The organism is Caballeronia sp. A2-2, assembly GCF_057612605.2.
Map to the genome: position 1 here is coordinate 2,729,688 of NZ_CM172587.1, position 21,584 is coordinate 2,751,271.

Consider the following 21,584-nt stretch of genomic DNA (forward strand, 5'->3'; position numbering starts at 1 on the left):
ATGACGTCCGCGCTTCCTCTTTTACGCGCCGAATGCCCGCTCGCGCCTTCGCTCATCGCGACGCTCGCCGTCGATGCGCTGATCGCCGAGGCGCGTCTCACGCCTAAACCCGCGCTCGTCGATGCACGCGGCAGCGGCGCGCATCGCGATCTCGATCTGGACACGATGCTGCGTTCCGCGCGTGCGCTCGCGCCTACGTTTCTCGCCATCGCGCGCGCGGCGGATGGCGGCGTGCCGTCGCAAGCCTTGCGCGAACGATTGGCGCGCATCGGCCGCGAAGGCGAAGTCGCGATGATGCATGCGACCGATGGCAGCAACGCGCATCGCGGTGCAATCTGGATCGTGGGTCTTTTGTGCGCGGGCGCGGCGATGAATGCCGATGCGATCTGCTCGACCGCTGCCGACATCGCGGCGTATGAAGACCGATACGCGCCGCCTGCAAGCAGTCACGGTGCGCGCGCCATGAAGCGCTATGCCGTGAAAGGCGCACGCGGCGAAGCTCGCGATGGCTTCCCGCATGTGTGGCGCATCGGCTTGCCCGCGCTCGATGCGGCGCGCGCGCGCGGCATCGGCGAAAACGAAGCACGCGTCGATGCGCTGATGGCGATTGTCGCCACGCTCGACGATACGTGCCTCTTGCATCGCGGCGGCATGCACGCGCTGCGCACGGCGCAAAACGGCGCGCAACATGTGCTCGATGCGGGCGGCATATCGACCGCGCAAGGACGCCTCGCCTTCGATGCGCTCGAACACGCGCTGCTCAGGCTGAACGCATCGCCGGGCGGCGCGGCCGATCTGCTCGCGGCCACTCTTTTTCTCGACAGTCTTCGTCGCCTGAATCTGGCGCATGCATGAGGATCGAAGATGGAAAACATCCAGTATGAATATCCCGCCAGGCGGCCCGTCACGCGTGCGGCGCATGTCGGCGTGGTCGGTTCCGGCGATCTCGAAGTGCTGCTCTCGGCGTCGTCATCGGGACACGCGGAAGTCGTGATCCGCACGAGCGTCGATGGCTACGGGCATGTCTGGAAAAGCGTGCTCGACCGCTTCTTTCAGCGCTATGACGGCGCGGCGCGCATCGAACTGAACGACTTCGGCGCGACGCCCGGCGTGGTCATGCTGCGGCTCGCCGAAGCGGTCGAAGCCAGCGAAGGAGACACCGCATGAACGCGCACGATACCTTTCTCGCGCGGCACAGCTTCATCGAACTGACGGCGCGGGAGCGCGCGCAGGCCTTGCTCGATCGCGGCACGTTCCGCGAACTGATCGGCCCGTTCGACCGGCTCGAATCGCCGTGGCTGGCGATGCAGAATATCGTCTGCCAGTCGGACGACGGCGCGGTGATCGCGCGCGGCACGCTCGGCGGCGAGCCAGCGGTGATCGCGGCGATCGAGCCCGCGTTTCAGGGCGGCAGCATCGGCGAAGTGTCGGGTGCGAAGATCGCGGCGGCGCTCGAAATGGCCTTGAGCGAATTCGATGCAGGCCGCGCGATCCGTCCGGTGATCCTGTTCGAAACCGGCGGCGTGCGGCTTCAGGAAGCGAACCTCGGGCTTGCCGTGATCGCGGAGATTCAGGCGGGCATCGTCGCGTTGCGGCGGCATGTGCCGGTGGTCGGCGTGATCGGCGGCATGGTCGGTTGCTTCGGCGGCATGTCGCTGGCGGCGGCGCTGTGCAGCGAACTCGTGATGACGCGGCAGGCGCGGCTCGGCATGAACGGGCCGGAAGTGATCGAGCAGGAAGCGGGCATCGAGGAACTGGATTCGGGCGACCGGCGGCTGATCTGGTCGATGATCGGCGGCGAGGAACGCGTGGCCGTGGGTCTGGCCGATACGCTTGTCGAGGACGATACGGCGCAGGTCCGCGACGCGGTGCTTGCCACGTTCGCGCGCGGTGTTCCGGCGCGGCATCGCACGGAAGACGTGGATGGCTTTCTCGAACGGCTGGCGCGCGTGAACCCCGATGCCATCGATGCCGATACCTTGCGCGACTTGTGGGGCACATCATGAGCGATACGCTTTCCCGTGGCGAGCGCTGGCTCGACGCGCTGACTTCTTCTGCTTCCTCCGGCGATGAACACGGCCCGATCCGCGCACGCGATGGCGTTTTAGGCGATGAAACCGCCCGCTTTTTCACCGTCGTCCCCGATGCCGCCAACCGCTTTCCGCGCGCGCGCGACAACGTGGTCGGACTCGAACAAGGCTGGTTGCTGGCACGCGCCGTACGCGAAGTCATCGATGCCGACACGAATGCTGCGGTGAAGCGCCCCATCGTCGCCGTGGTCGATGTCAAAAGCCAGGCCTACGGACGGCGCGAAGAACTGCTCGGCGTGCATCTGGCGTGCGCCGCCGCCGTCGATGCCTATGCCAGCGCGCGGCTCGACGGGCATCCGGTGATCGCGCTGATCGTCGGTCCGGCGATGTCGGGCGCGTATCTGGCGCACGGCTATCAGGCGAACCGCATCGTCGCGCTCGATGCGCCCGGCACCGCCGTCCACGCAATGGGTAAGGAAGCCGCCGCGCGCGTCACGCGGCGCAGCGTCGAGAGCCTCGATGCACTCGGCGACCGCGTGCTGCCGATGTCCTACAAGATGAGCGCGTACGCGAAGCTCGGCTTGCTGCACGCGCTGATCGAAGACATCGACGCGGATTCGCCTTCGTCCGCCGACATCGAACGCGTGCGCAAGACGCTCGCCGATGCCGTGAAGGACGCGCGCGACGGTCCGCGCGATCTGTCGAGCCGTCTCGCTTCCGACGATGCGAAACGCATGCGCGCGGCATCGATCGATGTACGCAAGCGCATGCGCGAACAATGGAACGCGTGAGGTAAGCCACCGTGCGTCCGCACGATCTCGCGCGCCTGACCCACGATGCGCCGCCGTTTGCCAATGCGCCGTCGTGGGTTGCGGCCGCGCTCGAACGGGCGCCGTATGTTGTTGCGCGTCGCGCGCCGCCTTTGGAGCATGCGGTCGCGGTCGGCGTGCGTGGCGCGACGCGTGGCGAACGCTTCGGTACGTGGATCGAGCCGCGGTTTTTGCTGAACGTGACCGCACCTGAAGATTTATGCGGGCGTGAGCCGGATCAAACACGCGCGCATCTGCCCTGCTTCGAACTGCTGCGCGCCGTGTCACCCATCATCGATGCAACGCATCTCGCATGGGGTCCGGCCGGCAGCGCCGGTTTCGAACTCGCGAGCGGCGCGCCCACCGTGACGCCCGCAAGCGATCTCGACCTGATCGTGCGCGCACCGCAACCATTGCCACGCGACGAAGCCACCGCGCTATTCGACGCGCTCTCGCAAGCCGCGCAGGCTATTGGCACGCGAATCGACGTGCAGATCGAAACCCCCGATGCCGCGTTCTCGCTCGCCGAATTCGCGCGCTCGAATCTTCGTGTGATGCTGCGTCACGCGGACGGTCCGCGTCTGTCCGTTGATCCGTGGAGCGCGCGGTGATTGCGTATCTGTTTCCGGGTCAGGGCGCGCAGATGCCGGGGTTTTTGCATCGGCTGGGCGGCGATAATCCGCATCCGGCTATCGCGCGCACGTTGGCCGAAGCATCGGATGTGCTTGGCATCGATGTATCGGCAATCGATCATGCCGATGCGCTCGGTTCGACCGTTAATGTGCAGATCGGCCTCGTTGTCGCCGGTGTCGCGGCGGCGCGGGCGTTGGCAGAAGAAGGCATCGAACCGGATGCAGTCGCAGGTCTGTCGGTCGGCGCATACGGCGCGGCGGTGACGAGCGGCGCCATCGCCTTCGACGATGCCTTGAAGCTCGTCCAGCTACGCGCCACGCTCATGCAAGACGCCTACCCGCACGGTTACGGCATGCTCGCCGTGCTTGGCCTGAGCGAGCCGGAAATCGCGCGCGTCATCGAAGACAGTCACGCCGATGCCTACATCGGCAATCTGAACGCGCCGAGGCAAATCGTCGTATCGGGCAGCGATGCCGCGCTCGAACGAGTGCGCGCGTTGTCCCTCGAACGCGGCGCGCGCCGGGCCGAGCGGCTCGCGGTGAGCGTGCCTTCGCATTGCGTGTTGCTGGAAGACGCCGCCGCGTGTCTCATCGAAGCGGCCCAAACGGTGCGCATGGAAGCGCCGCGCATTCCGTACGTGAGCAATCGAGGCGCGCGCGTGCTGCGTCGCGCCGACGCCGTGCGCGAGGATCTCGCGACCAATCTGCGTCATCCGGTGCGCTGGCATGACTCCACCGTGGCGCTTCAGGAACTCGGCGCGACGGTGTTCGTCGAGATGCCGCCCGGCCAGACGCTCACGCAACTCGCCGCCGACGCCATGCCCGAACTGCCCTCTTTTCCCGTCGATGCCTCGCCCATCGATGCCATCGCCGCCCGCGTTCGAGCGATCAAAAAACGCGCCGCCAACTGAGTCGACAGCTTTTTGTCACTCACCGTAAGCATTTTCAGAATATTCACCTAGCGAAAACACCGGCTCGCCTTGAGCATTGCGCTCCGCTCGCCACCACGCGCGAGCGGCAACCAAAACGCATTCGAAAAAAGGCGAAAAAAATGACCAAACTGAATATCGGCCGCATGAGCCGCATCGCACTGGCAGCATCCGCGCTCGTCGTGCTCGCATCATGCGCCAGCGTGAGCAGCATGGACCCGAACCAGCTTCTGCAAACCGGCCAGCTCGCCTCGCAGGCGCTCTCGCTCAGCGACACCGATGTGCGCACGCTCTCCGACAAGTCCTGCAAGGAACTCGACGCCAAGAACAAGATCGCGCCGGCATCGAGCCAATACACGCAGCGCGTCAACAAGCTCGCCAAGCAACTCGGCGACAACATCAACGGCGTGCCGGTCAACTACAAGGTCTACATGACGAAGGATGTCAACGCGTTTGCCATGGCGAACGGTTGCGTGCGCGTCTACAGCGCCCTGATGGACATGATGAACGACGACGAAGTGCGCGGCGTGGTCGGCCACGAAATGGGCCACGTGGCGCTCGGTCACGTGAAGCGCGCGATGCAGGTCGCTTATGCGACGTCGGCGGCGCGCTCGGCGGCGTCGTCGGCGGGCGGCGTGGTCGGCAATCTGTCGGCCTCGCAATTGGGCGATCTGTCGGAGAAGTTCATCAACGCGCAGTTCTCGCAATCGCAGGAAAGCGCCGCCGACGATTATTCGTTCGATCTGCAGAAGAAGCGCGGCTACGATCCGAAGGGTCTCGTCACCGCGTTCCAGAAGCTGTCCTCGATCGATGGCGGCAAGTCGGACATGCTGAGTTCGCACCCGTCGTCGCCGTCGCGCGCGAAGCATATCGAAGATCGCATCGCGTCGGGCAAGTAAAAGCAGTGAACGTTTAGGCGGGAATGCGCGGGCGCTTAAAGGCCCGCGCATCGGTAAAAGAAAAATCAGAAGAAGTAGTAGTGCACGCCGACAGTCACGCTGTCGTTGCGACGATGACCGCCGTCATAGTGAGACGTGTCGGCCGTGTATTCGCCCGCCACGCTCCAGTTCTTCGCGAACTTGTATTCCGTGCCCACGCCATAGTGAAAGCGCGTGTCCGGCGATGTTCCGGTAAAGCCGATGCGTGCGTACGGCATGACGACATTATTCAACGGCATGCCGATGCGGGCATCGATACCGCCATCCTTCTTCGTGGTCGAGCCTTCGTGGAAATCCATGAAGCCTTCCACGCCGAGAACCATCGGGCCGACGTCATAGTTCACACCGGCGACGAGGCCGGGGAAGAACGTGGAGTGCGTCGAGCGCGGGTGATAGCCCGTGGCATCCGACCAGTTCATGCCGAGCTTTGCTCCAACATAAGGACCGGCGAACGCGCTGTGCGGTCCATAGACGCCCATCAATTTCAGCAGTGAAGGATCGATCGCGTCCGAGGTTTGCGCTTGTGCCTGCATTGCACCGAAAGCGGCGAACAAGACGGGAATAGCGAGTTTCTTGATACTTTTCATAAGGCAATAGAAGCAGAAAATAAGTCGTTGATGGCTGCCCGATATGCGCCTTTGGCCGCGTTGACCGCTTAGGCGCTTGCGTAGTTATTTGCTTTTTGGCGAGCAACCCGCGAGACTAAACGCCTATTGGCAACTCCAATAATCGGACGCTTCTGAAAGCCCTTCGGCAGATGTAACGCCAGATTTCAGACCAAAGGACAGACCTCGCCATGACCGACATTCCTTATCGCAATGCACTCATCATCGGTGCCGGACCCGGCATCAGCGGATCGCTGGCGCGGCTGCTGCGCGCGCAGGACATCCCCGTGGTCATCGCGGCGCGCAATGTGGACAAGCTCGCTTCCCTCGTCGATGAAACCGGCGCGATTGCCTTGCCCGTCGATGCCACGAGCCCCGAGCAAATCGCCAAGTTGTTCGATGAAACCGAGGCCCGCATCGGCGCGCCGGAACTCGTGGTCTATAACGCGAGCGGACGCGTGCGCGGACCCATCGCGGAACTCGATCCGCACGCGGTGAAACAGGCGGTCGATGTATCGGCGCTCGGCGCGTTCTATGCCGTGCAGCAGGCCGCCAAGCGCATGCTGCCCGCCTCGCACGGCGCGATTCTCCTGACGGGCGCGACTGCGGGCGTCAAAGGGTTCGCGCTCTCCGCGCCTTTCGCGATGGGCAAGTTCGCGCTGCGTGGTCTCGCGCAAAGCGCAGCGCGTGAGTTCGCGCCCAAGGGCATCCACGTGGTTCACTTCGTGATCGACGGCGCGGTTCGCCGCGACGCCTCGAACGACGACAGCACACTCGACCCGGACGCCATCGCGCAGGCCTATGTCGATGTGCTGCGTCAGCATCGCAGCGCGTGGTCGTGGGAAATCGAACTGCGTCCGTGGGTCGAAAAATTCTGAACAGCACGGAGCTTTCAATCGGATAACGCGACCCAATGGCGCAGGACTTGCTTTTACCCTCCTCCGACACCCCGGCGATTCGACCGGCCGTGCAAGCAAGTGCACAAGGAGGAGACGATGCACGCAAACCCGCAAGCCATCGCAGTTCCCTGCTCGCAGCCGGATGACGGCTGGCTGGTCCCCACGATTCAGAAAGCGCACGAACGCTCCGAAACCTTCGGGCTTTCATCGACGACGCGCCCGGACTACGACGTCCTCACGCGCGGCGAGTTGATGCTCAAGCTCGAACAGAACCGCGTGCTGTGCGCCCATGCGACGCCCGTGATGGAAACGCTGCGCGAACAAATCGTCAACACGCAGAGCATGATCGTGTTGACCGATGCGCAAGGCCTCATTCTCCACTCGACCGGCGACGATGACTTCCTCGCGCGCGCGGCGAAGGTCGCGCTGCGGGCGGGCGCGAACTGGGCCGAGGAACGTCAGGGCACGAATGCCATCGGCACGGCCATCGCGGAGCGTGTCGCGACCGTCGTGCATGGCGATCAACACTATCTCGCCGCCAATCATTTCCTCACCTGCTCGTGCGTGCCGATCCTCGATCCGTACGGCGATCTGATCGGCGTGCTCGATGTGACGGGCGACCATCGCAGCTATCACCGTCACACCATGGCGCTCGCCAAGATGTCGGTGCAGATGATCGAAAACCATCTGTTTTCCAGCACTTTTCAGGGGATGATGCAGATTGCTTTCCACAGCCGCGTGGAGTTTCTGGGCACGCTGATGGAAGGCATCGTCGCGTTCACCGGCGATGGACGTTTCCTCTCCGCGAACCGCAGCGCGCAGTTCCAGTTCGGCATGCCGCTGGCGTCGTTGCGTGCGCATACGCTGTCGTCGTTGTTCGGACTGACGAGCGCCGAAGTGATCGATCGTTCGCACGCAGGACGCGGTGGCCCGATCACGCTGGACCTGAGCAATGGCACCGTGGTGTGCGCGCGCGTGCGGCTGGATCGCGGATCGTTCGCGGATATGCCGGGTGCTTCGGGCACGCGTCCGGTCAGCGTCGAACCGTCGCGCAGCAGGGTGCCGGTGGCGAACCGTCAAGGCTCGAAACTCGACATGCTCGATACGGGCGATGCCGCGATGTCCGCCGTCATCGGCAAGGTTCGAAAAGTGATCGGCAAGGACATTCCCATTCTCGTCACCGGCGAAACCGGCACGGGCAAGGAACTGCTCGCGCAAGCCATCCACAACGATTCGCCGCGCTCGGCCGCGCCGTTCATCGCGGTGAACTGTGCATCGATTCCGGAGAATCTGATCGAGTCGGAACTGTTCGGCTACGAGGAAGGCGCGTTCACCGGCGCACGGCGCAAGGGCGCGGCGGGCAAGCTCTTGCAGGCGAACGGCGGCACGCTCTTTCTCGATGAAATCGGCGACATGCCCTATCCGCTGCAAGTCCGTCTGTTGCGCGTACTACAGGAACGGCTGGTCGATCCGCTCGGCTCCAGCAAATCGATTCCCGTCGATGTCGCGATCATCTGCGCGACGCACCGCAACCTGCGCGAGATGATCGCGCAGAACCGCTTCCGCGAAGACCTCTACTACCGGCTGAACGGGCTGGTCGTGAAGCTGCCGCCGCTGCGCGAACGCACAGACCTCGCGGCGGTCGTGCGCAACATGCTGCGCCTCGTGAGCGCCGACGAACCGCGCACCACGCCGCTTACCGTCGATGAAGACGTCATGACTCTGTTCGAGCGTTATTCGTGGCCGGGCAACTGCCGGCAACTGGCAAGCCTTCTGCGCACCGCCGCCGCGATGGTGGATGAAGACGGCTGCATCCGCCGCGAACATCTGCCGGACGATTTCTTCGACGACGTGGATAGCTTCGGCCATCACGCGCGTTTGTCAGTCTCCATGGATGCAGGTTCGTCGAAGCTGCAGGATGTGACGGCCTCTTTGATCGCGGAAACGCTTGCGCGGCATCACGGCAATGTGTCGGCGGCGGCGCGCGCGCTCGGCATCTCACGCAACACGATCTATCGAAAGATGCCGGTTCTCGCGCCTGTCGAACACTGAACTGTTGCATGGTTGTTCCGCTGTGCAACAAGGTTGTTGCATAACGGGACAACGCGCGTGCCGCACACGAAATCTCTTTGAAAGGAAGCATTCGAAGGCATGGAGCTTGCATTTCGAGGGCCGCGCCGCTGGATCGCCAGCGGTGCTTCATTCAACCCTTCGAAACAGGAGACAGCCATGCAATGGACCACCCCCGCCTTCACCGATCTTCGCTTCGGCTTTGAAATCACGATGTATATCGCCGTGCGCTAGAAGCATTACGCCGCTCGCATCCATCGCATGACGATGTGAGCGGCATCGACTCCCCCAACGTCCAATCATGAACAGAGCCGATGCGCGCCCGCGTCTGCGCGCCGCTTACCGCGTCGAGTGGCAAGCGGACATGCGCGCGTGCGAACTCGTGAACGCGTACGGCAGCACGGAGTTGAACCGCAGCGCAGGCGCGATCCTCACGCTCTGCGATGGCACGCGCGAACTCGATACGATCATCGGCGAACTCGAAGCGCGCTTTCATACCTCGGGACTGGCTGCTGACGTATGCCGCTTCATCGATGAAGCGCGCATGCTCGGATGGCTCGAATAACCACCTTCGCTGTCACGCGCAGCAACACTGCGCCGTCCCATTGCTCCACGCTGGAACAGACATAACAACGTCGCTCGACCTCATCGCCGCATGCATCAAGGCAAACACCCGATGGCATACGACTTGCCTTGAAGGGCACACCGCTGTTTCGCATGCCTACACAGCCGTTGATGCACCGTTCGCCCTCATACAAGTTCAAGGAGACAACGATGAAGACATCCCCCACGACGTGGCGCCTCTCGACACTCACGGCCGCTGCCGTGACGGCCTTCGGTCTGAGTTGCGCCGCTTCGCATGCCGCGACGGACGCATCGGGTGCGTATCCCGAAGTCACGTATGACCGCCTCACGAACGCGCAGAGCGACCCCGGCTGGCTCACCTACTACCGCACCTATAACGGCCACGCGCATTCGCCGCTCAAGCAGATCGACACGTCCAACGTGAAGGGCTTGAAGCAGGTGTGGGCCTACAAGTTTCCCGCCGATCTTCAACAAGGTTTCGAAGCCACGCCTATCGTCAACGGCCGCTTTCTCTTCGTGACGACGCCCAAGGACAACGTCTACGCGTTCGATGCCGCGACCGGCAAGCAGCTTTGGAAATTCGAGCCGAAGCTCGGTCCCGAATCCTTGAAAACGGCTTGCTGCGATGTCGTGAATCGCGGCGTCGCGCTCTACGGCAAGAACGTCTATGTCGCGATGCTGAGCGGCGAAATCGCCGCTCTCGATGCGCAGACCGGCGCAGTCGTGTGGAAGAAGTCGATGTTCGAACCGGGCATCGGCTACGCGTTCTCGTTGGCGCCGCTCGCGCTCGACGGGTCGATCGTGGTCGGCAGTTCGGGCGGCGAATACGGCGCACGCGGTTTCATCGCAGCACTCGATCCCGCCGATGGCAAGACGCTCTGGAAGCGCTTCACCGTGCCGGGCGCGAAGGAAGCGGGCGGCAACACCTGGCCCGATGGCATGCAGGATCATGGCGGCGCGCCCGCCTGGCTCACCGGCACCTACGATGCAGCCAGCAAGACGCTCTACTGGGGCGTGGGCAATCCCGGACCGTGGCTCGCCGATCTGCGTCCGGGCGACAACCTCTACTCCGACTCGCTGCTCGCACTCGATCCGAAGAACGGCGATCTCAAGTGGCACTATCAATACACCACGCATGACACGTGGGACTACGACGGCGTGAACACGCCGATTCTCGCGAACATCAAGTATCAAGGTAAGGATTACGATGCGATCATCCACGCGGACCGCAATGGCTTCTTCCACGCGATCGATCGCAGTAACGGCAAACTGATCTATGCGAAGCCCTTCGTCACCGCGACCTCGGTGACGGGCTATAACGAGCAAGGCGCGCCCGTGCAGGACCCGGCGAAGTATCCGAAGGCTGGCACGACGATCGATACGTGTCCGAGCTTCCTCGGCGGCAAGAACTGGTGGTCCGTGTCCTACGATGAAGAAAAGCGCATCGCGGTGGTGCCGACGCTGCATGCGTGCATGTCGCTGTCGGGCAAGTCGATCACTTACATGGAAGGCTTGCCCTATCTCGGCGAGAGCTTCGAGATCAAGCCGGAGCCTAACAGCAAGGGTTATGGCGAATTGCAGGCCATCGACGTGGATACCGGCAAGAAGTTGTGGAGCCACTGGACCAAGCTGCCGTGGAACGGCGGCGTCGCGACGACGGCAGGCGGTCTCGCGTTCAGCGGCTCGCTCGACGGACATCTCTATGCCTTCGATGAAACCAGCGGCAAGGTACTGTGGCAAAGCCCGAAACTCGCGAGCGGTGTCATCGCGCAGCCTTCGGTATTCGAGATCGATGGCAAGGAGTACGTCGCGGTGCTGGCCGGTTACGGCGGCGCGAATCCGATCTGGGGCGGCCCGATGGCCAAGGCCGCGGACAAGATTCCCAAAGGCGGCACGCTCTATGTGTTCGCGCTGAACCGTTCGTGATCTTCATGCCCATGTCCTCTTTCGACTTGCTTCGTCATCCGAAATCATGAATCTTTCCATCACACCCATTCGCGCCGCGTGCCTGATCGCGGCGTGCGCGGCGCTCGCGCCTGCGGCTTCGCGCGCCGCCACCACGACTGTTTGTACGTTTCCGAGCAGCCCATCCGCATCGCTCGATCGTGCGGTCGCAAAAGCCGTGTTCGCCGATGCGCATATCGCCGTGCATATCGCCACGCACGGAATCGGCGACGGCGACGACGACGGCGTCTCGCTCAAGGAACTCGACAAGACGCTCGCCCGCGAATGCGACGTGATCGCGGGCTTTCCGCGTTCGAGCGTCGCGGATGCATCCGGCGGCAAGATGCGTTTCTCGCGGGGTTATCTGCGTGCGGGGTATGTGAGCATCGAATCGCCCGATGCCGTGTTGCAGGGCGCGGCGAGCCGTACCGTCGCCGCGACTTATGCCAGCCCCGCGCAGTTGATCGCCGTGCAGCAAAAGGACGTGACGCTCGATCTGGAGAACACGTCGGCGGCAACTGTCGAAGCGGTCGCGAATGGTCACGCGGGACGCGCAATCGTGTGGTATCCGGCGGTGGTGGCCTATAAGCTCGATCATCCCGAACACAAGTTCTCGGTAGCGGCCGCGCGCTCGGCTTATGCGGACTGGCAGCTCACGTTCGCTTTCGGACCTAAGGCGGCGTCATTGCGTGATCGTGTCGATGCCACGCTCGCCCGCATGAGCGCCGATGGCCGCTTGCAAAAGCTCACGCAGGAATGGGCGTTGCCAGCGGATATCGAGGCATCGCAGGCGCCTAGGCCGGTGCCGGTGAACGCATCGCGCGAAGGCGGCATCATGCTTGCGGATGCCAACGCCGCGCGCATGGGCCATATCATCAGGATCGCCAATGATTCCGCCGCCGGACCGCCCTCCTTCGAGCAGGCGCAAACGGTGCGCGGCAAGACGCTCTACTCGAGCTCGTGCGCCAAGTGTCACGGCGCGCAGCTTCAGGGCGTGAGCGCGCCCGCGTTGCAAGGACCGTCGTTCGCGCCTGCGTCGAATGCGCATCTGACCGTGGGCGGCATCTTTGGCTACATGGCGACGAACATGCCGGCGGACCGTCCGGGCAAGCTCAAGGATCAGGATTACGCGGACATCATGGCGTTTTTGCTCTACTCGAACGGCTACAAGCCGGGCACGGGAAAGCTGACGGCAGACTCCGCGCGGGCATCGACATTGCCGCTCAACGCGGGGACGTCGCATTGATCCGATGCGCGTGATCTTCGTCGGGGAAAAGATGCTCGCTCAGGAAATCGACGAACACGCGCACCTTGGGCGGCGTCATGCGTCCCGAAGGCCACAACGCGCGAAACGGAATGCGGTCTTCGAGAAACGCATCCAGCACGGTGACGAGCCTGCCATCGGCCAGTTGCGCGCGCACCAGATAATCGGGCGCGTTGGTCAACCCTAGTCCATGCTCGGCCATCGCGATGAGCGGCTCCACCGCGCTCGCGATGGCCGTCGCCGGAAGCTCGATGTCCACGGGCGCGCCATCGCGCACGAAGTTCCATCGACGCAAACGGCCACTGCGCGACAGACGATGTTGCAGACACGCGTGCGTTGTGAGTTGCTCAGGCGTCTCGGGCACGCCGCGCTCCTTCAAATAAGCAGGCGATGCCACGATCAGATGCGCATAATGCCCGAGCAGCCGCGTGGTGAGTTGGGAATCCAAAGCATCGCCGGTGCGCAACACGACATCGAGCCGATCGTCGATCACGTCCACGATACGGTCGCTGAAATCGATATCGATCTGAACATCGGGATAACGAAGCATGAACGCGGAGATCACCGGCATCAGCAACGTGCCGACCAGCGGAATGCTCACGCGCAAACGGCCCGTGGGTGTTGCGCGCGACAAGGCGAGTTCCGATTCGGCTTCCTCGATCTCGCCGAGAATGCGCTGACAGCGCATGAGAAACAATTCACCTTCGTTCGTGAGCCGAACGCTGCGCGTGCTGCGATGAAACAGCCGCACGCTCAAGCGCGCTTCGAGCCGCGCGATAGCCTTGCCGATTGCAGACGCCGACAGCCCGAGTTGCCGCCCCGCTTCCGCGAAGCTCAGCGTTTCGGCCGCGCGCGTGAAGATCGCCATGCCGCTCAGGTGATCCATCGCGCCGTTGGATGCGTTCGATGCGTTCGATGCGCTCGCCGGTTCGGACTTGGCCATCGCGCGTGTCTCCGTGGTTGCGCGTCTATTCGGTGGATACGAAGCGGCGCGTCGCGAACGATTCAAGCGCGCCATCGATCAGACGATGCATGCGCACGGCATCGGCGAAATCGGGTGTATCAGGCGTGTTGTGCGCGTGCGCCCAATACAGTTCGCCCAGTTCGAGCACGGCGGAAGGCAAGTCCGACGCAGGCAGACGATGATAACCCTGCGGCACGTCGAGCCGTGCGAGCGGTTGCTTGTCGCCATGCGCGCCGAGGATCACGTAGTCGTCGCCGACATCGCCGAAAGCCGATTCGTTCGTGATGCGCAAGTCGCCTTCCGTGCCGGTGATATCGATCTGCACACCCGAGCCATTACGCTTGCCGCCTTCGATATGCACCGACAGCACCGCGCGCTCGTTCAGCATGCCCATGAGCACGAGCTGATCGGGCGTGGTGGTGTTCATCGACACACCGGTTTCCTTGATGGTCACCGAGGGAAACTGATTCGGCGTGAGCGCGGCGATCGACACCGGCCAGCCGGTGGCCGCGAACACCATGTCCATGAAGTGGCCGCCGTAGATCGCCACCACCGACGAGAAGTTTTCCGGCGGCACGGTCCATTCGAGCGCACGCGAACGCAGCGCCTGAAAGTAATTCATGCTCACGTGCAGACGCACCGAGCGCAATTCGCCGACATACCCTTGAGCGATCAGATCGCGCACATAGCGGTTATGCGGCGCGAGCCGTCGCTGCAGCCCGACGACATGACGCACGCCACGCGCGCGGGCGAGTTCAAGCAATTCTTCCGATTCAGCGAGTGTTGTCGTCAACGGCCATTCGCAATACACGTCCTTACCCGCTTCGATCACGCGCCTCACGGTCTGCGCGTGCTGAGGCGCGGTATTCAGGACGACGACCAAATCGATGTCCGCGCCGTCGATCAACTCCTCCACCGATGAAGCCACCCGCGCAATGCGATATTCCCGCGCCGCCGCTTCCGCCGCCTCGCGACGTTGGCTAAAGACCGCCTGCAACGTGTACTGCGGCAACAGATCGAGCACACGCAAATGCCCATGCCGCGCCCAATTACCCACGCCGATCACACCAACACGCAAGGGCACATTCTGGTTCGTTTCCATCATTCGAATCTCCGGGGAATCGAAAGGCAAAGCGCCTTCGAGATGGATCGGATTATCGGAACGCGCCTCGACGCAATAAATGCGGGCAAGGCAAATGAACTGTTCGCCGCATTCGAATAATCGCTGAAGCCCCGCTGCGACAGGCTTGCGCGGATTGCGGACACGCGCGTCCGGTGTGACCGAACGCGCGGAGCGTTTTTCGCGCGGTCATCGATGTCTACAGTTCGGTCCAGAGTCGCAGCCAGACGGCGCGACACAACAGCTAACCCGAATGTGGAGATCGTCATGTCCAGCCTCTTTTCCAGCGTCAAGATCGGTTCGTATGAGTTTGCTCACCGCGTGGTGTTGGCACCGCTCACCCGCATGCGTGCCGAGAGCGGCGCACGTCCCGGCCCGTTGATGGCCGAATACTACGCGCAACGCACTTCGCCCGGCGCGCTGCTGATCGGCGAGGCGACCATCGCTGCGGCAAACGGCAATGGTTATCTCGGTGCGCCCGGTCTTTACGACGACAGCCAGATTGAAGGATGGAAGCTCGTCACCGATGCCGTGCATGCGCGCGGTGGCCGCATCTTCCTGCAGCTTTATCACGCGGGGCGTCAGTCGAACGCGCAGTTGCAGCCTGACGGCGGTCGTCCGGTTGGGCCGTCGGAAATCGAGCATGGCGGCGTGGCTTATACAGAATCCGGCTGGGTGCCGAACACGCCGAATCGCGCGCTCGAGACGGCGGAAATCGCGGGCATCGTGGAAGGTTTTCGTGATGCTGCGGCGCGTGGCGTGAAGGCCGGTTTCGATGGCGTCGAACTGCACGCAGCGAACGGTTACCTCTTCGACCAGTTCCTTCAGGACGGCAGCAACAAGCGCACCGATGCATACGGCGGCTCGATCGCCAACCGCGCGCGTCTGTTGCTCGACACCACGCGCGCCGTGATCGGCGTGTGGGGCGCGGACAAGGTCGCGGTGCGCATCGGGCCGAGCGGCGCGTTCGGCGATATGTCGGACAGCAATCCCGAAGCGCTCTTTACCTACGTGACCGACGAACTCGACAAGCTCGGCATTGCGTATCTGCATCTGATCGAACCGCGCATCGTCGGCAATATCGAGGATGAATCGCGCGATCAGCGCCCGCTTGCCGCACAGTCGCTGCGTCCGCATTTTCATGGGCCGATCATCGCGGCGGGCGGTTTCGATGGCGACAGCGCAGAAGCAATTCTCCAGGCGGGCGATGCCGATCTCGTCGCGTTCGGGCGGCATTTCATCGCGAATCCGGATTTGCCGGAGCGGCTGCGCAAGCATCTGCCGTTGAACAAGTATGACCGTGAGACGTTCTTCGGTGGCACGGACAAGGGCTATATCGACTATCCGTTTTATAGCGCGGAAGCGGTGGCGGCTTGATACGGTTTCCTGACTTTCTTCGGAGCTTTCCATGAATGCCGATCAGACCGCGCCCGTTCGTGGCGCGATGATTCCCTCCTCCGCTGGACGCGCGCGGTCGTGGCTCGCGGTACTGTCCATCGCGCTCGGTTCGTTCGCTTTCGTGACGACCGAATACATGCCGGTGGGCGTGTTGCCGAAGATCGCATCCGACCTCGCGGTGACGCCCGGCACCGCCGGTCTGATGACGACGACGCCGGGCATCATCGCAGCGTTATCCGCGCCGTTGTTGCTGCTCGCAGCGGGGCGTCTGAACCGGCGGCTGATTCTGCTGATGCTGTCGGGCGCGCTTGTCGCGTCGAATCTCGTCAGTGCGTTTTCGACTGATTTCACCGTGATGCTCGCCGGGCGCGCGTTGCTCGGTTTAAGTCTTGGCGGCTTCTGGACGGTAGCGCTCGGCGTGTCCGGGCAGATCGTCTCGGAGCGTGAGAGCGCGCGGGCGAGCGCGATCATCTTCATGGGGATCACGCTGGCGACGGTCGTCGGCGTGCCGTTGGGGACGTTCATCGCGGAGATGACGTCGTGGCGCGTGTCGTTCTACGCGACGGCGGCGCTTGCGTTCGTCGCGCTGGTGTCGCAGGCTTTATTGCTGCCCGATTTGCCGCCACGCACGGCCGCGCGTGTGATGGATTTCGCGCAGATGCTTTCGCGTGGGACGGTGCTGCGCAGTCTTGTGCTGGTGGCGCTTCTGTTCGGTGCGCATTTCAGCGCTTATACGTATATCGCGCCTTATCTGGAGACGAACGCTGCGCTCGATGCATCGTGGGTGACGGCGCTGTTGCTCGGCTTCGGCGTCGTGGGGTTTCTGTCGAACTTCGTGGCGGCGCGGTTTGTGACGTCGCATCCGCGTGTGTCGCTGTTCGCGATGAGTGTGCTGGTGATGGGTTCGTTGCTGGTGTTACCGGTGGTGGCTCACTGGCCTGCTGGCGTTGTTGCGGGTGTGCTTGCGTGGGGCGTCGCTTATGGCGCGATTCCGCTCGCGCTCAGCGTGTGGATGCAGATGACATCGCCGGAGCGGCCGGAAGCGGCATCGGCGTTGTTCGTGAGCGCGGTGCAGACGGCGATCGCGGTGGGATCGCTGGCGGGTGGCGTGGCGTTCGATCATGCGGGCGCGGTTGGCGCGATGCATCTTGGGGTCATGCTCGGTGCAGTCGGCGTTGGCGTGCTGGGGACGTTTGGGTTTCGAGGAAGCATGCTCAGGTGAAGTTTGTTAGCCTTGATTTGGCTGCGGAGCTTGGGTTTGATGTTTTTTCTTCGTGCAAGGGGCTGCTGCTGGTTGTGTTTTTATTGCAGTAGCCGCCTCCCCGGCGGGGGGGTAACTTTCTTTGCTGCTGCAAAGAAAGTCACCAAAGAAAGCAGCTTTTACCCCCATGCACGCTGGCTGGAAAGTGTTGGTCTGGATTAACGGGTGCAGTGGCCGCAATAGGACTATCCACGCATAACAAGCCGCTTAGGCAACCTAGCGATTGCGCGCTCGAATTCTCTAGTCTAAGTGGACCGCGCTCATTCTTTCGGCCATGCGCTGCGCGCGCCGAGAGCGTAAGAACGGAACCCCGCAGCCTATAAGCGCCCAGCCACCTCACACTTCCCCGCAAGATTGCTATTCGGTCCTACCTTGCTTAGTGCTCCGACTAAAAGGTGACTTGCTTGGTGTGTGCGCTTTGCCCAGAAGCGCTTACCAAGGTAGGGCCCAATGGGAGAGGTGCGATGCTGTGTGATGTGGCTGGGCGCTGATACGCTGCGGGATTCCATTCTCAAGCTCTCGGCGCGCGAAGCGCATGGCCGAAAGAATGAGCGCGGTCCACTAAGACTTGATTTTCGAGCACGAAATCGGTAGGTTGCCTAAGCGACTCGATATGCGTGGCAAGTCCTATTGCGGCCACTGTATCGTTAATCCAGACCAACCCTTTCCAGCCATCGTGCATGGTGTAAAAAGCTGCTTTCTTTGATTACTTTCTTTGCAGCAGCAAAGAAAGTGATCCCCCCGCCGGGGAGGCGGCTACTGCAATAAAAACACATAAAACAGCAGCCCCTTGCACGAAGGGCATAACCCCAATACCCGCTCAATCAAACCCTTTCATCGCCCAAAACAAAAAGCCCCGTAAGTCTTTCGACTTACGGGGCTTCCTTCCTACTACTGGCGGAGACGGAGGGATTCGAACCCTCGATCCAGTTTTTAGCCAGATGCTCCCTTAGCAGGGGAGTGCCTTCGACCACTCGGCCACGTCTCCCAAACTTTTCGTTGCGGCGGGAACGCACTGCAACGAGATCGAGATAATAGCAATTCCGCGGGCGTCGGTCAAATTCGCATGACGATTTTTTCCATTCGAGCGAATTACAGGAACAAACTCCCCACAAACCGCAACGAAGTCACGTCACAGTCTCATGCGCGATTCAAGCGCGATCCAGCTCGAACGCCTTGTGCAACGCGCGCACGGCAAGCTCGGTGTACTTCTCGTCGATCAGCACGGAGATCTTGATTTCGGAAGTCGAGATCATCTGGATGTTGATGCCCTCTTCCGACAGCGTGCGGAACATGGTGCTCGCAATGCCCACGTGCGAGCGCATGCCCACGCCCACCACCGACACCTTCGACACCTTCGGGTCGCCCAGCACGGTTTCGGCCTGCACGTGGCCCTTCACCGTGTTGTTCAGAATGTCGAGCGCGCGGTTGTAGTCGCCACGGCCGACCGTGAAGGTGAAGTCGGTCTTCCCGTTCACGCTCTGATTCTGGATGATCATGTCGATGTCGATGTTCGCATCCGCCACCGGCCCAAGAATCTGATACGCGACGCCCGGCTTGTCCGGCACGCCCATGACCGCGATGCGCGCTTCGTCGCGCTGGAACGCGATGCCAGAAATCACTGCTTTTTCCATGGTCTCGTCTTCTTCAAAAGTAATCAGGGTGCCGGAGTGCATCTCGTCGGCGAGCGGCATGAACGGGTCGGTCAGGCTGGAAAGCACGCGCGTCTTGACCTGATACTTGCCGGCGAATTCCACCGAACGGATCTGCAGCACCTTGGAGCCTAAGCTCGCCATCTCCAGCATTTCCTCGAAGGTCACGCGGTCCAGCCGGCGCGCTTCTTCCACCACGCGCGGGTCGGTCGTGTAGACGCCATCGACATCGGTATAGATGAGGCATTCGTCGGCCTTCATCGCGGCCGCGATCGCCACCGCCGAAGTGTCCGAACCGCCGCGCCCGAGCGTCGCGATATGGCCTTCGGGATCGACGCCCTGAAAGCCGGTGATGACCACCACCTTGCCCGCGTCGAGGTCCTTCAGCACGCGTTCGCCGTCGATCTCGCTGATGCGCGCCTTCGTGAACGCGCTGTCCGTGCGGATGGGCACTTGCCAGCCGGCGTAGCTCACCGCGTCGATGCCTTCGGCATGCAGCGCGATGGCGAGCAGCCCGACGCTCACCTGTTCGCCGGTGGAGGCGATCACGTCGAGTTCGCGCGGGTCCGCATCCGCCTTGATTTCTCGCGCGAGACCGAGCAGACGGTTGGTTTCGCCGGACATCGCCGAGGGCACGACGACCATCTTGTGCCCTGCCCGGTGCCACTTGGCGACGCGTTTGGCGACGTTCCTGATGCGCTCGACCGAGCCCATCGAAGTGCCGCCGTATTTGTGTACGATGAGTGCCATTGTCGTTCTTGAACTGGAAGGAAAACCGCGCTTCACGCGTGGATGCGTGGCGCTTGTTTCAGCGCCGTGCCAGACCGCTTCGGGGATGGATGAGCGCGGCAACGGATCGCTTGATACACACTTGATTCACGCTTGATACAGCATGCGCAACTCCGCGGATTGCCGGCGAAAATCGCGTCTTTTGAACGGAGATGCCGCGCGAAACCGCTGGCGCGAAAACGGATTAGGGTACGCGATCGACGACAAAATTACAAGATAGCGTGTCGGTACTCCTGAACTTTTGCTCAGGCCAGCAGCAAGTCCGGACGCCATGAAATGCGGCGCAGCGGACCGTGCGCGGCATCGGGCGCGGCTTCCCGGTTCACGCCGACGAGCGGCACGAACAGCAGCGCGCCGCCGGCATAAAGCAAGGGCACATCGCGTTTCCACGCGGGCACGCCGCGCTCCTGAAAGAGATTCTTTAACGTGCGGTTCGGCGCGATGCCCGCCACTCGCATGCGCTCGCCGCCCGCACGCGAACGCGCGATCAGCGGCACGGCGCGCAGCACGCCTTCGCCGACGACATCGTCCGCCGGTGAATCGGCCGGTTCGAACACGAAGGAACCGCGCCATTGCGGCAGACGCCAGACTTCTTCGCCCTGCCAATTCAATTCGACGACCGGCTTCTGCGCGCCTGCGCCGTCGAGGTCGGGCGCATCGCTGCTATCGCCGGGCTCCCAGAACAACGCGTTGCGATAAACGCGCAGAGCATGCCCCGCATGATCGACGCGCAAGGCGTGGCCGCTCGGGCCATCGGCGATATCGCGCAACTGCCGCAGCATATCCGCGATGCGCGCCGTCGATGCCGCCAGCAAACCGCGCGAACGAATCCAGAAGCGCATGAGATTGAGCGCGCGTTCGTCGTCGAGTGCGAGTAGCGCATCGAGCCGCAGCGCGCCTTCTTCGTCGATGCTCGCCGCACTCGCCAGATCGAGCCGCGCGAGATCGTCGAGCAGACGTTGCGCCGATGCCGCATGCGATGCCGTGCGAGCCAGCGCATCGCGAAAACCCGGAAAGTGGACCGCGAGCACGGGCAGCACGTCGTGACGCAAGGCATTGCGCGAGTAGCGTGTGTCGGCGTTGGATTCGTCGTCGATCCAACTCAGGTCGCGCTCGTGCGCGTACTGTTCGAGTTGCGCGCGCAACAGTCGCAACAGCGGACGCAAACGCGGCACCGAATCCGCCTCGCGCCGTTCGGGCGCCATCGCGGCAAGCCCCGCGACGCCCGCGCCGCGCAGCAATTGCAGCAGCACCGTTTCCGCCTGATCGTCAGCGTGATGCGCGATCAGCAAGGCTTGCGCGCTTTGCTCGGCGCACAGTTCGTCGAGCGCGCGATAACGGGCATCGCGGGCGGCGGCCTCCAGGCTTTCGCCACCGGCGCGCGCGACATCGACATGACGCGAGGCATACCGCACATCGAGCGATGCCGCGAAGGCATCGCACTGATCGGCCCACGCGTTCGCGTTCGGGCTCAGACCGTGATGAATATGCAGCGCGATCACGCGCGATGCGCCGAACGCGCGCACGGCGGCATCGAGCAGAACGGTGGAATCGAGACCGCCGCTGAATGCGACGGCGAGAAGGGAATCGGCGGGAAACGCGGCGTTCGAAACCGCGGCGCGCACCGCATCGAGCACGAGGCGGCTGGCCGGGGTTTCGTTATCCGTGGATGTCACGAGTCGATGAACGCAGACG

20 protein-coding genes and 1 tRNA gene are annotated in these 21,584 nt (G+C 62.9%); 15 read left to right on the forward strand and 6 right to left on the reverse strand.

Annotation, left to right across the window (positions count from 1 at the left end):
• From ACZCWR_RS12970 to loiP, 7 genes are all read left to right on the forward strand, one after another.
• A complete protein-coding gene (locus ACZCWR_RS12970) occupies positions 1–855 on the forward strand; it encodes a triphosphoribosyl-dephospho-CoA synthase (protein ID WP_487301148.1) in 855 nt (284 codons plus the stop codon).
• Positions 856–864: 9 nt separating this feature from the next.
• Positions 865–1,167, forward strand: coding sequence for a malonate decarboxylase subunit delta (locus tag ACZCWR_RS12975; protein ID WP_487301149.1), 303 nt, complete (start codon positions 865–867; stop codon positions 1,165–1,167).
• Complete coding sequence (locus tag ACZCWR_RS12980) at positions 1,164–2,006, forward strand: biotin-independent malonate decarboxylase subunit beta (protein WP_487301150.1); 843 nt, start codon at positions 1,164–1,166, stop codon at positions 2,004–2,006. Before ACZCWR_RS12975 ends, ACZCWR_RS12980 begins: the two co-directional genes overlap by 4 nt.
• A complete protein-coding gene (gene mdcE, locus ACZCWR_RS12985; protein ID WP_487301151.1) occupies positions 2,003–2,821 on the forward strand; it encodes a biotin-independent malonate decarboxylase subunit gamma in 819 nt (272 codons plus the stop codon). Before ACZCWR_RS12980 ends, mdcE begins: the two co-directional genes overlap by 4 nt.
• 11 nt (positions 2,822–2,832) lie before the next feature.
• A complete protein-coding gene (locus ACZCWR_RS12990; protein ID WP_487301152.1) occupies positions 2,833–3,450 on the forward strand; it encodes a malonate decarboxylase holo-ACP synthase in 618 nt (205 codons plus the stop codon).
• Positions 3,447–4,382 (forward strand): malonate decarboxylase subunit epsilon, encoded by a 936-nt coding sequence (gene mdcH / locus ACZCWR_RS12995; protein ID WP_487301153.1) that lies wholly within the window; start codon positions 3,447–3,449, stop codon positions 4,380–4,382. The genes ACZCWR_RS12990 and mdcH overlap by 4 nt, the downstream gene beginning before the upstream one ends.
• A gap of 140 nt (positions 4,383–4,522) precedes the next feature.
• Positions 4,523–5,299, forward strand: coding sequence for a metalloprotease LoiP (gene loiP / locus ACZCWR_RS13000; protein ID WP_487301154.1), 777 nt, complete (start codon positions 4,523–4,525; stop codon positions 5,297–5,299).
• Between the two features lie 65 nt (positions 5,300–5,364).
• On the opposite strand, the gene ACZCWR_RS13005 is transcribed toward loiP, so the two are convergent.
• Positions 5,365–5,925 (reverse strand): porin family protein, encoded by a 561-nt coding sequence (locus ACZCWR_RS13005; protein ID WP_487301155.1) that lies wholly within the window; start codon positions 5,923–5,925, stop codon positions 5,365–5,367.
• A 209-nt stretch (positions 5,926–6,134) separates the two neighbouring features.
• On the opposite strand from ACZCWR_RS13005, the gene ACZCWR_RS13010 reads away from it, so the two are divergent.
• From ACZCWR_RS13010 to ACZCWR_RS13035, 6 genes are all read left to right on the forward strand, one after another.
• Entirely contained in the window at positions 6,135–6,821 is a 687-nt protein-coding gene (locus ACZCWR_RS13010) for an SDR family NAD(P)-dependent oxidoreductase (protein ID WP_487301156.1), read from the forward strand.
• Positions 6,822–6,938: 117 nt separating this feature from the next.
• On the forward strand, positions 6,939–8,894 hold the full coding sequence (locus ACZCWR_RS13015; protein WP_487301157.1) for a sigma-54-dependent Fis family transcriptional regulator: 1,956 nt from the start codon (positions 6,939–6,941) through the stop codon (positions 8,892–8,894).
• Between the two features lie 177 nt (positions 8,895–9,071).
• Positions 9,072–9,146 (forward strand): pyrroloquinoline quinone precursor peptide PqqA, encoded by a 75-nt coding sequence (pqqA, locus tag ACZCWR_RS13020; RefSeq protein ID WP_087655517.1) that lies wholly within the window; start codon positions 9,072–9,074, stop codon positions 9,144–9,146.
• 67 nt (positions 9,147–9,213) lie between these two features.
• Positions 9,214–9,477, forward strand: a complete 264-nt coding sequence (gene pqqD / locus ACZCWR_RS13025) for a pyrroloquinoline quinone biosynthesis peptide chaperone PqqD (protein WP_487301158.1) — start codon at positions 9,214–9,216, stop codon at positions 9,475–9,477.
• A gap of 209 nt (positions 9,478–9,686) precedes the next feature.
• The gene (locus ACZCWR_RS13030) at positions 9,687–11,423 is read left to right on the forward strand and encodes a methanol/ethanol family PQQ-dependent dehydrogenase (protein ID WP_487301159.1); all 1,737 of its coding nucleotides are present in this window, start codon (positions 9,687–9,689) and stop codon (positions 11,421–11,423) included.
• Between the two features lie 46 nt (positions 11,424–11,469).
• Positions 11,470–12,687: a c-type cytochrome gene (locus tag ACZCWR_RS13035; RefSeq protein ID WP_487301160.1), complete on the forward strand. Its 1,218-nt coding sequence runs from the start codon at positions 11,470–11,472 to the stop codon at positions 12,685–12,687.
• On the opposite strand, the gene ACZCWR_RS13040 is transcribed toward ACZCWR_RS13035, so the two are convergent.
• The gene (locus tag ACZCWR_RS13040; protein WP_487303322.1) at positions 12,665–13,591 is read right to left on the reverse strand and encodes a LysR family transcriptional regulator; all 927 of its coding nucleotides are present in this window, start codon (positions 13,589–13,591) and stop codon (positions 12,665–12,667) included. The genes ACZCWR_RS13035 and ACZCWR_RS13040 overlap by 23 nt on opposite strands.
• Positions 13,592–13,673: 82 nt before the next feature.
• Positions 13,674–14,774, reverse strand: a complete 1,101-nt coding sequence (locus ACZCWR_RS13045) for a Gfo/Idh/MocA family protein (RefSeq protein ID WP_487301161.1) — start codon at positions 14,772–14,774, stop codon at positions 13,674–13,676.
• 282 nt (positions 14,775–15,056) lie between these two features.
• Here ACZCWR_RS13045 and ACZCWR_RS13050 point away from each other — a divergent pair, with 282 nt between their 5' ends.
• Positions 15,057–16,166: an alkene reductase gene (locus ACZCWR_RS13050; RefSeq protein ID WP_487301162.1), complete on the forward strand. Its 1,110-nt coding sequence runs from the start codon at positions 15,057–15,059 to the stop codon at positions 16,164–16,166.
• A gap of 31 nt (positions 16,167–16,197) precedes the next feature.
• Entirely contained in the window at positions 16,198–17,409 is a 1,212-nt protein-coding gene (locus tag ACZCWR_RS13055; protein WP_487301163.1) for an MFS transporter, read from the forward strand.
• 934 nt (positions 17,410–18,343) lie between these two features.
• Here the strand turns inward: ACZCWR_RS13055 and ACZCWR_RS13060 are convergent.
• From ACZCWR_RS13060 to tilS, 3 genes are all read right to left on the reverse strand, one after another.
• Positions 18,344–18,436 (reverse strand) — tRNA-Ser (locus ACZCWR_RS13060).
• Positions 18,437–18,599: 163 nt separating this feature from the next.
• Complete coding sequence (locus ACZCWR_RS13065; RefSeq protein ID WP_487301164.1) at positions 18,600–19,850, reverse strand: aspartate kinase; 1,251 nt, start codon at positions 19,848–19,850, stop codon at positions 18,600–18,602.
• 284 nt (positions 19,851–20,134) lie between these two features.
• On the reverse strand, positions 20,135–21,565 hold the full coding sequence (gene tilS / locus ACZCWR_RS13070; RefSeq protein ID WP_487301165.1) for a tRNA lysidine(34) synthetase TilS: 1,431 nt from the start codon (positions 21,563–21,565) through the stop codon (positions 20,135–20,137).
• Positions 21,566–21,584 lie beyond the last annotated feature (19 nt).

What these genes read in the sequence shown, in the direction of transcription:
- ACZCWR_RS12970 (WP_487301148.1), top strand. Translation starts at nt 1, where the DNA reads ATGACGTCCGCGCTTCCTCTTTTACGCGCCGAATGCCCGCTCGCGCCT.
- ACZCWR_RS12975 (WP_487301149.1), top strand. Translation starts at nt 865, where the DNA reads ATGGAAAACATCCAGTATGAATATCCCGCCAGGCGGCCCGTCACGCGT.
- ACZCWR_RS12980 (WP_487301150.1), top strand. Translation starts at nt 1,164, where the DNA reads ATGAACGCGCACGATACCTTTCTCGCGCGGCACAGCTTCATCGAACTG.
- mdcE (WP_487301151.1), top strand. Translation starts at nt 2,003, where the DNA reads ATGAGCGATACGCTTTCCCGTGGCGAGCGCTGGCTCGACGCGCTGACT.
- loiP (WP_487301154.1), top strand. Translation starts at nt 4,523, where the DNA reads ATGACCAAACTGAATATCGGCCGCATGAGCCGCATCGCACTGGCAGCA.
- ACZCWR_RS13005 (WP_487301155.1), bottom strand. Translation starts at nt 5,925, where the DNA reads ATGAAAAGTATCAAGAAACTCGCTATTCCCGTCTTGTTCGCCGCTTTC.
- ACZCWR_RS13010 (WP_487301156.1), top strand. Translation starts at nt 6,135, where the DNA reads ATGACCGACATTCCTTATCGCAATGCACTCATCATCGGTGCCGGACCC.
- ACZCWR_RS13015 (WP_487301157.1), top strand. Translation starts at nt 6,939, where the DNA reads ATGCACGCAAACCCGCAAGCCATCGCAGTTCCCTGCTCGCAGCCGGAT.
- pqqD (WP_487301158.1), top strand. Translation starts at nt 9,214, where the DNA reads ATGAACAGAGCCGATGCGCGCCCGCGTCTGCGCGCCGCTTACCGCGTC.
- ACZCWR_RS13030 (WP_487301159.1), top strand. Translation starts at nt 9,687, where the DNA reads ATGAAGACATCCCCCACGACGTGGCGCCTCTCGACACTCACGGCCGCT.
- ACZCWR_RS13035 (WP_487301160.1), top strand. Translation starts at nt 11,470, where the DNA reads ATGAATCTTTCCATCACACCCATTCGCGCCGCGTGCCTGATCGCGGCG.
- ACZCWR_RS13040 (WP_487303322.1), bottom strand. Translation starts at nt 13,591, where the DNA reads ATGGATCACCTGAGCGGCATGGCGATCTTCACGCGCGCGGCCGAAACG.
- ACZCWR_RS13045 (WP_487301161.1), bottom strand. Translation starts at nt 14,774, where the DNA reads ATGATGGAAACGAACCAGAATGTGCCCTTGCGTGTTGGTGTGATCGGC.
- ACZCWR_RS13050 (WP_487301162.1), top strand. Translation starts at nt 15,057, where the DNA reads ATGTCCAGCCTCTTTTCCAGCGTCAAGATCGGTTCGTATGAGTTTGCT.
- ACZCWR_RS13055 (WP_487301163.1), top strand. Translation starts at nt 16,198, where the DNA reads ATGAATGCCGATCAGACCGCGCCCGTTCGTGGCGCGATGATTCCCTCC.
- ACZCWR_RS13065 (WP_487301164.1), bottom strand. Translation starts at nt 19,850, where the DNA reads ATGGCACTCATCGTACACAAATACGGCGGCACTTCGATGGGCTCGGTC.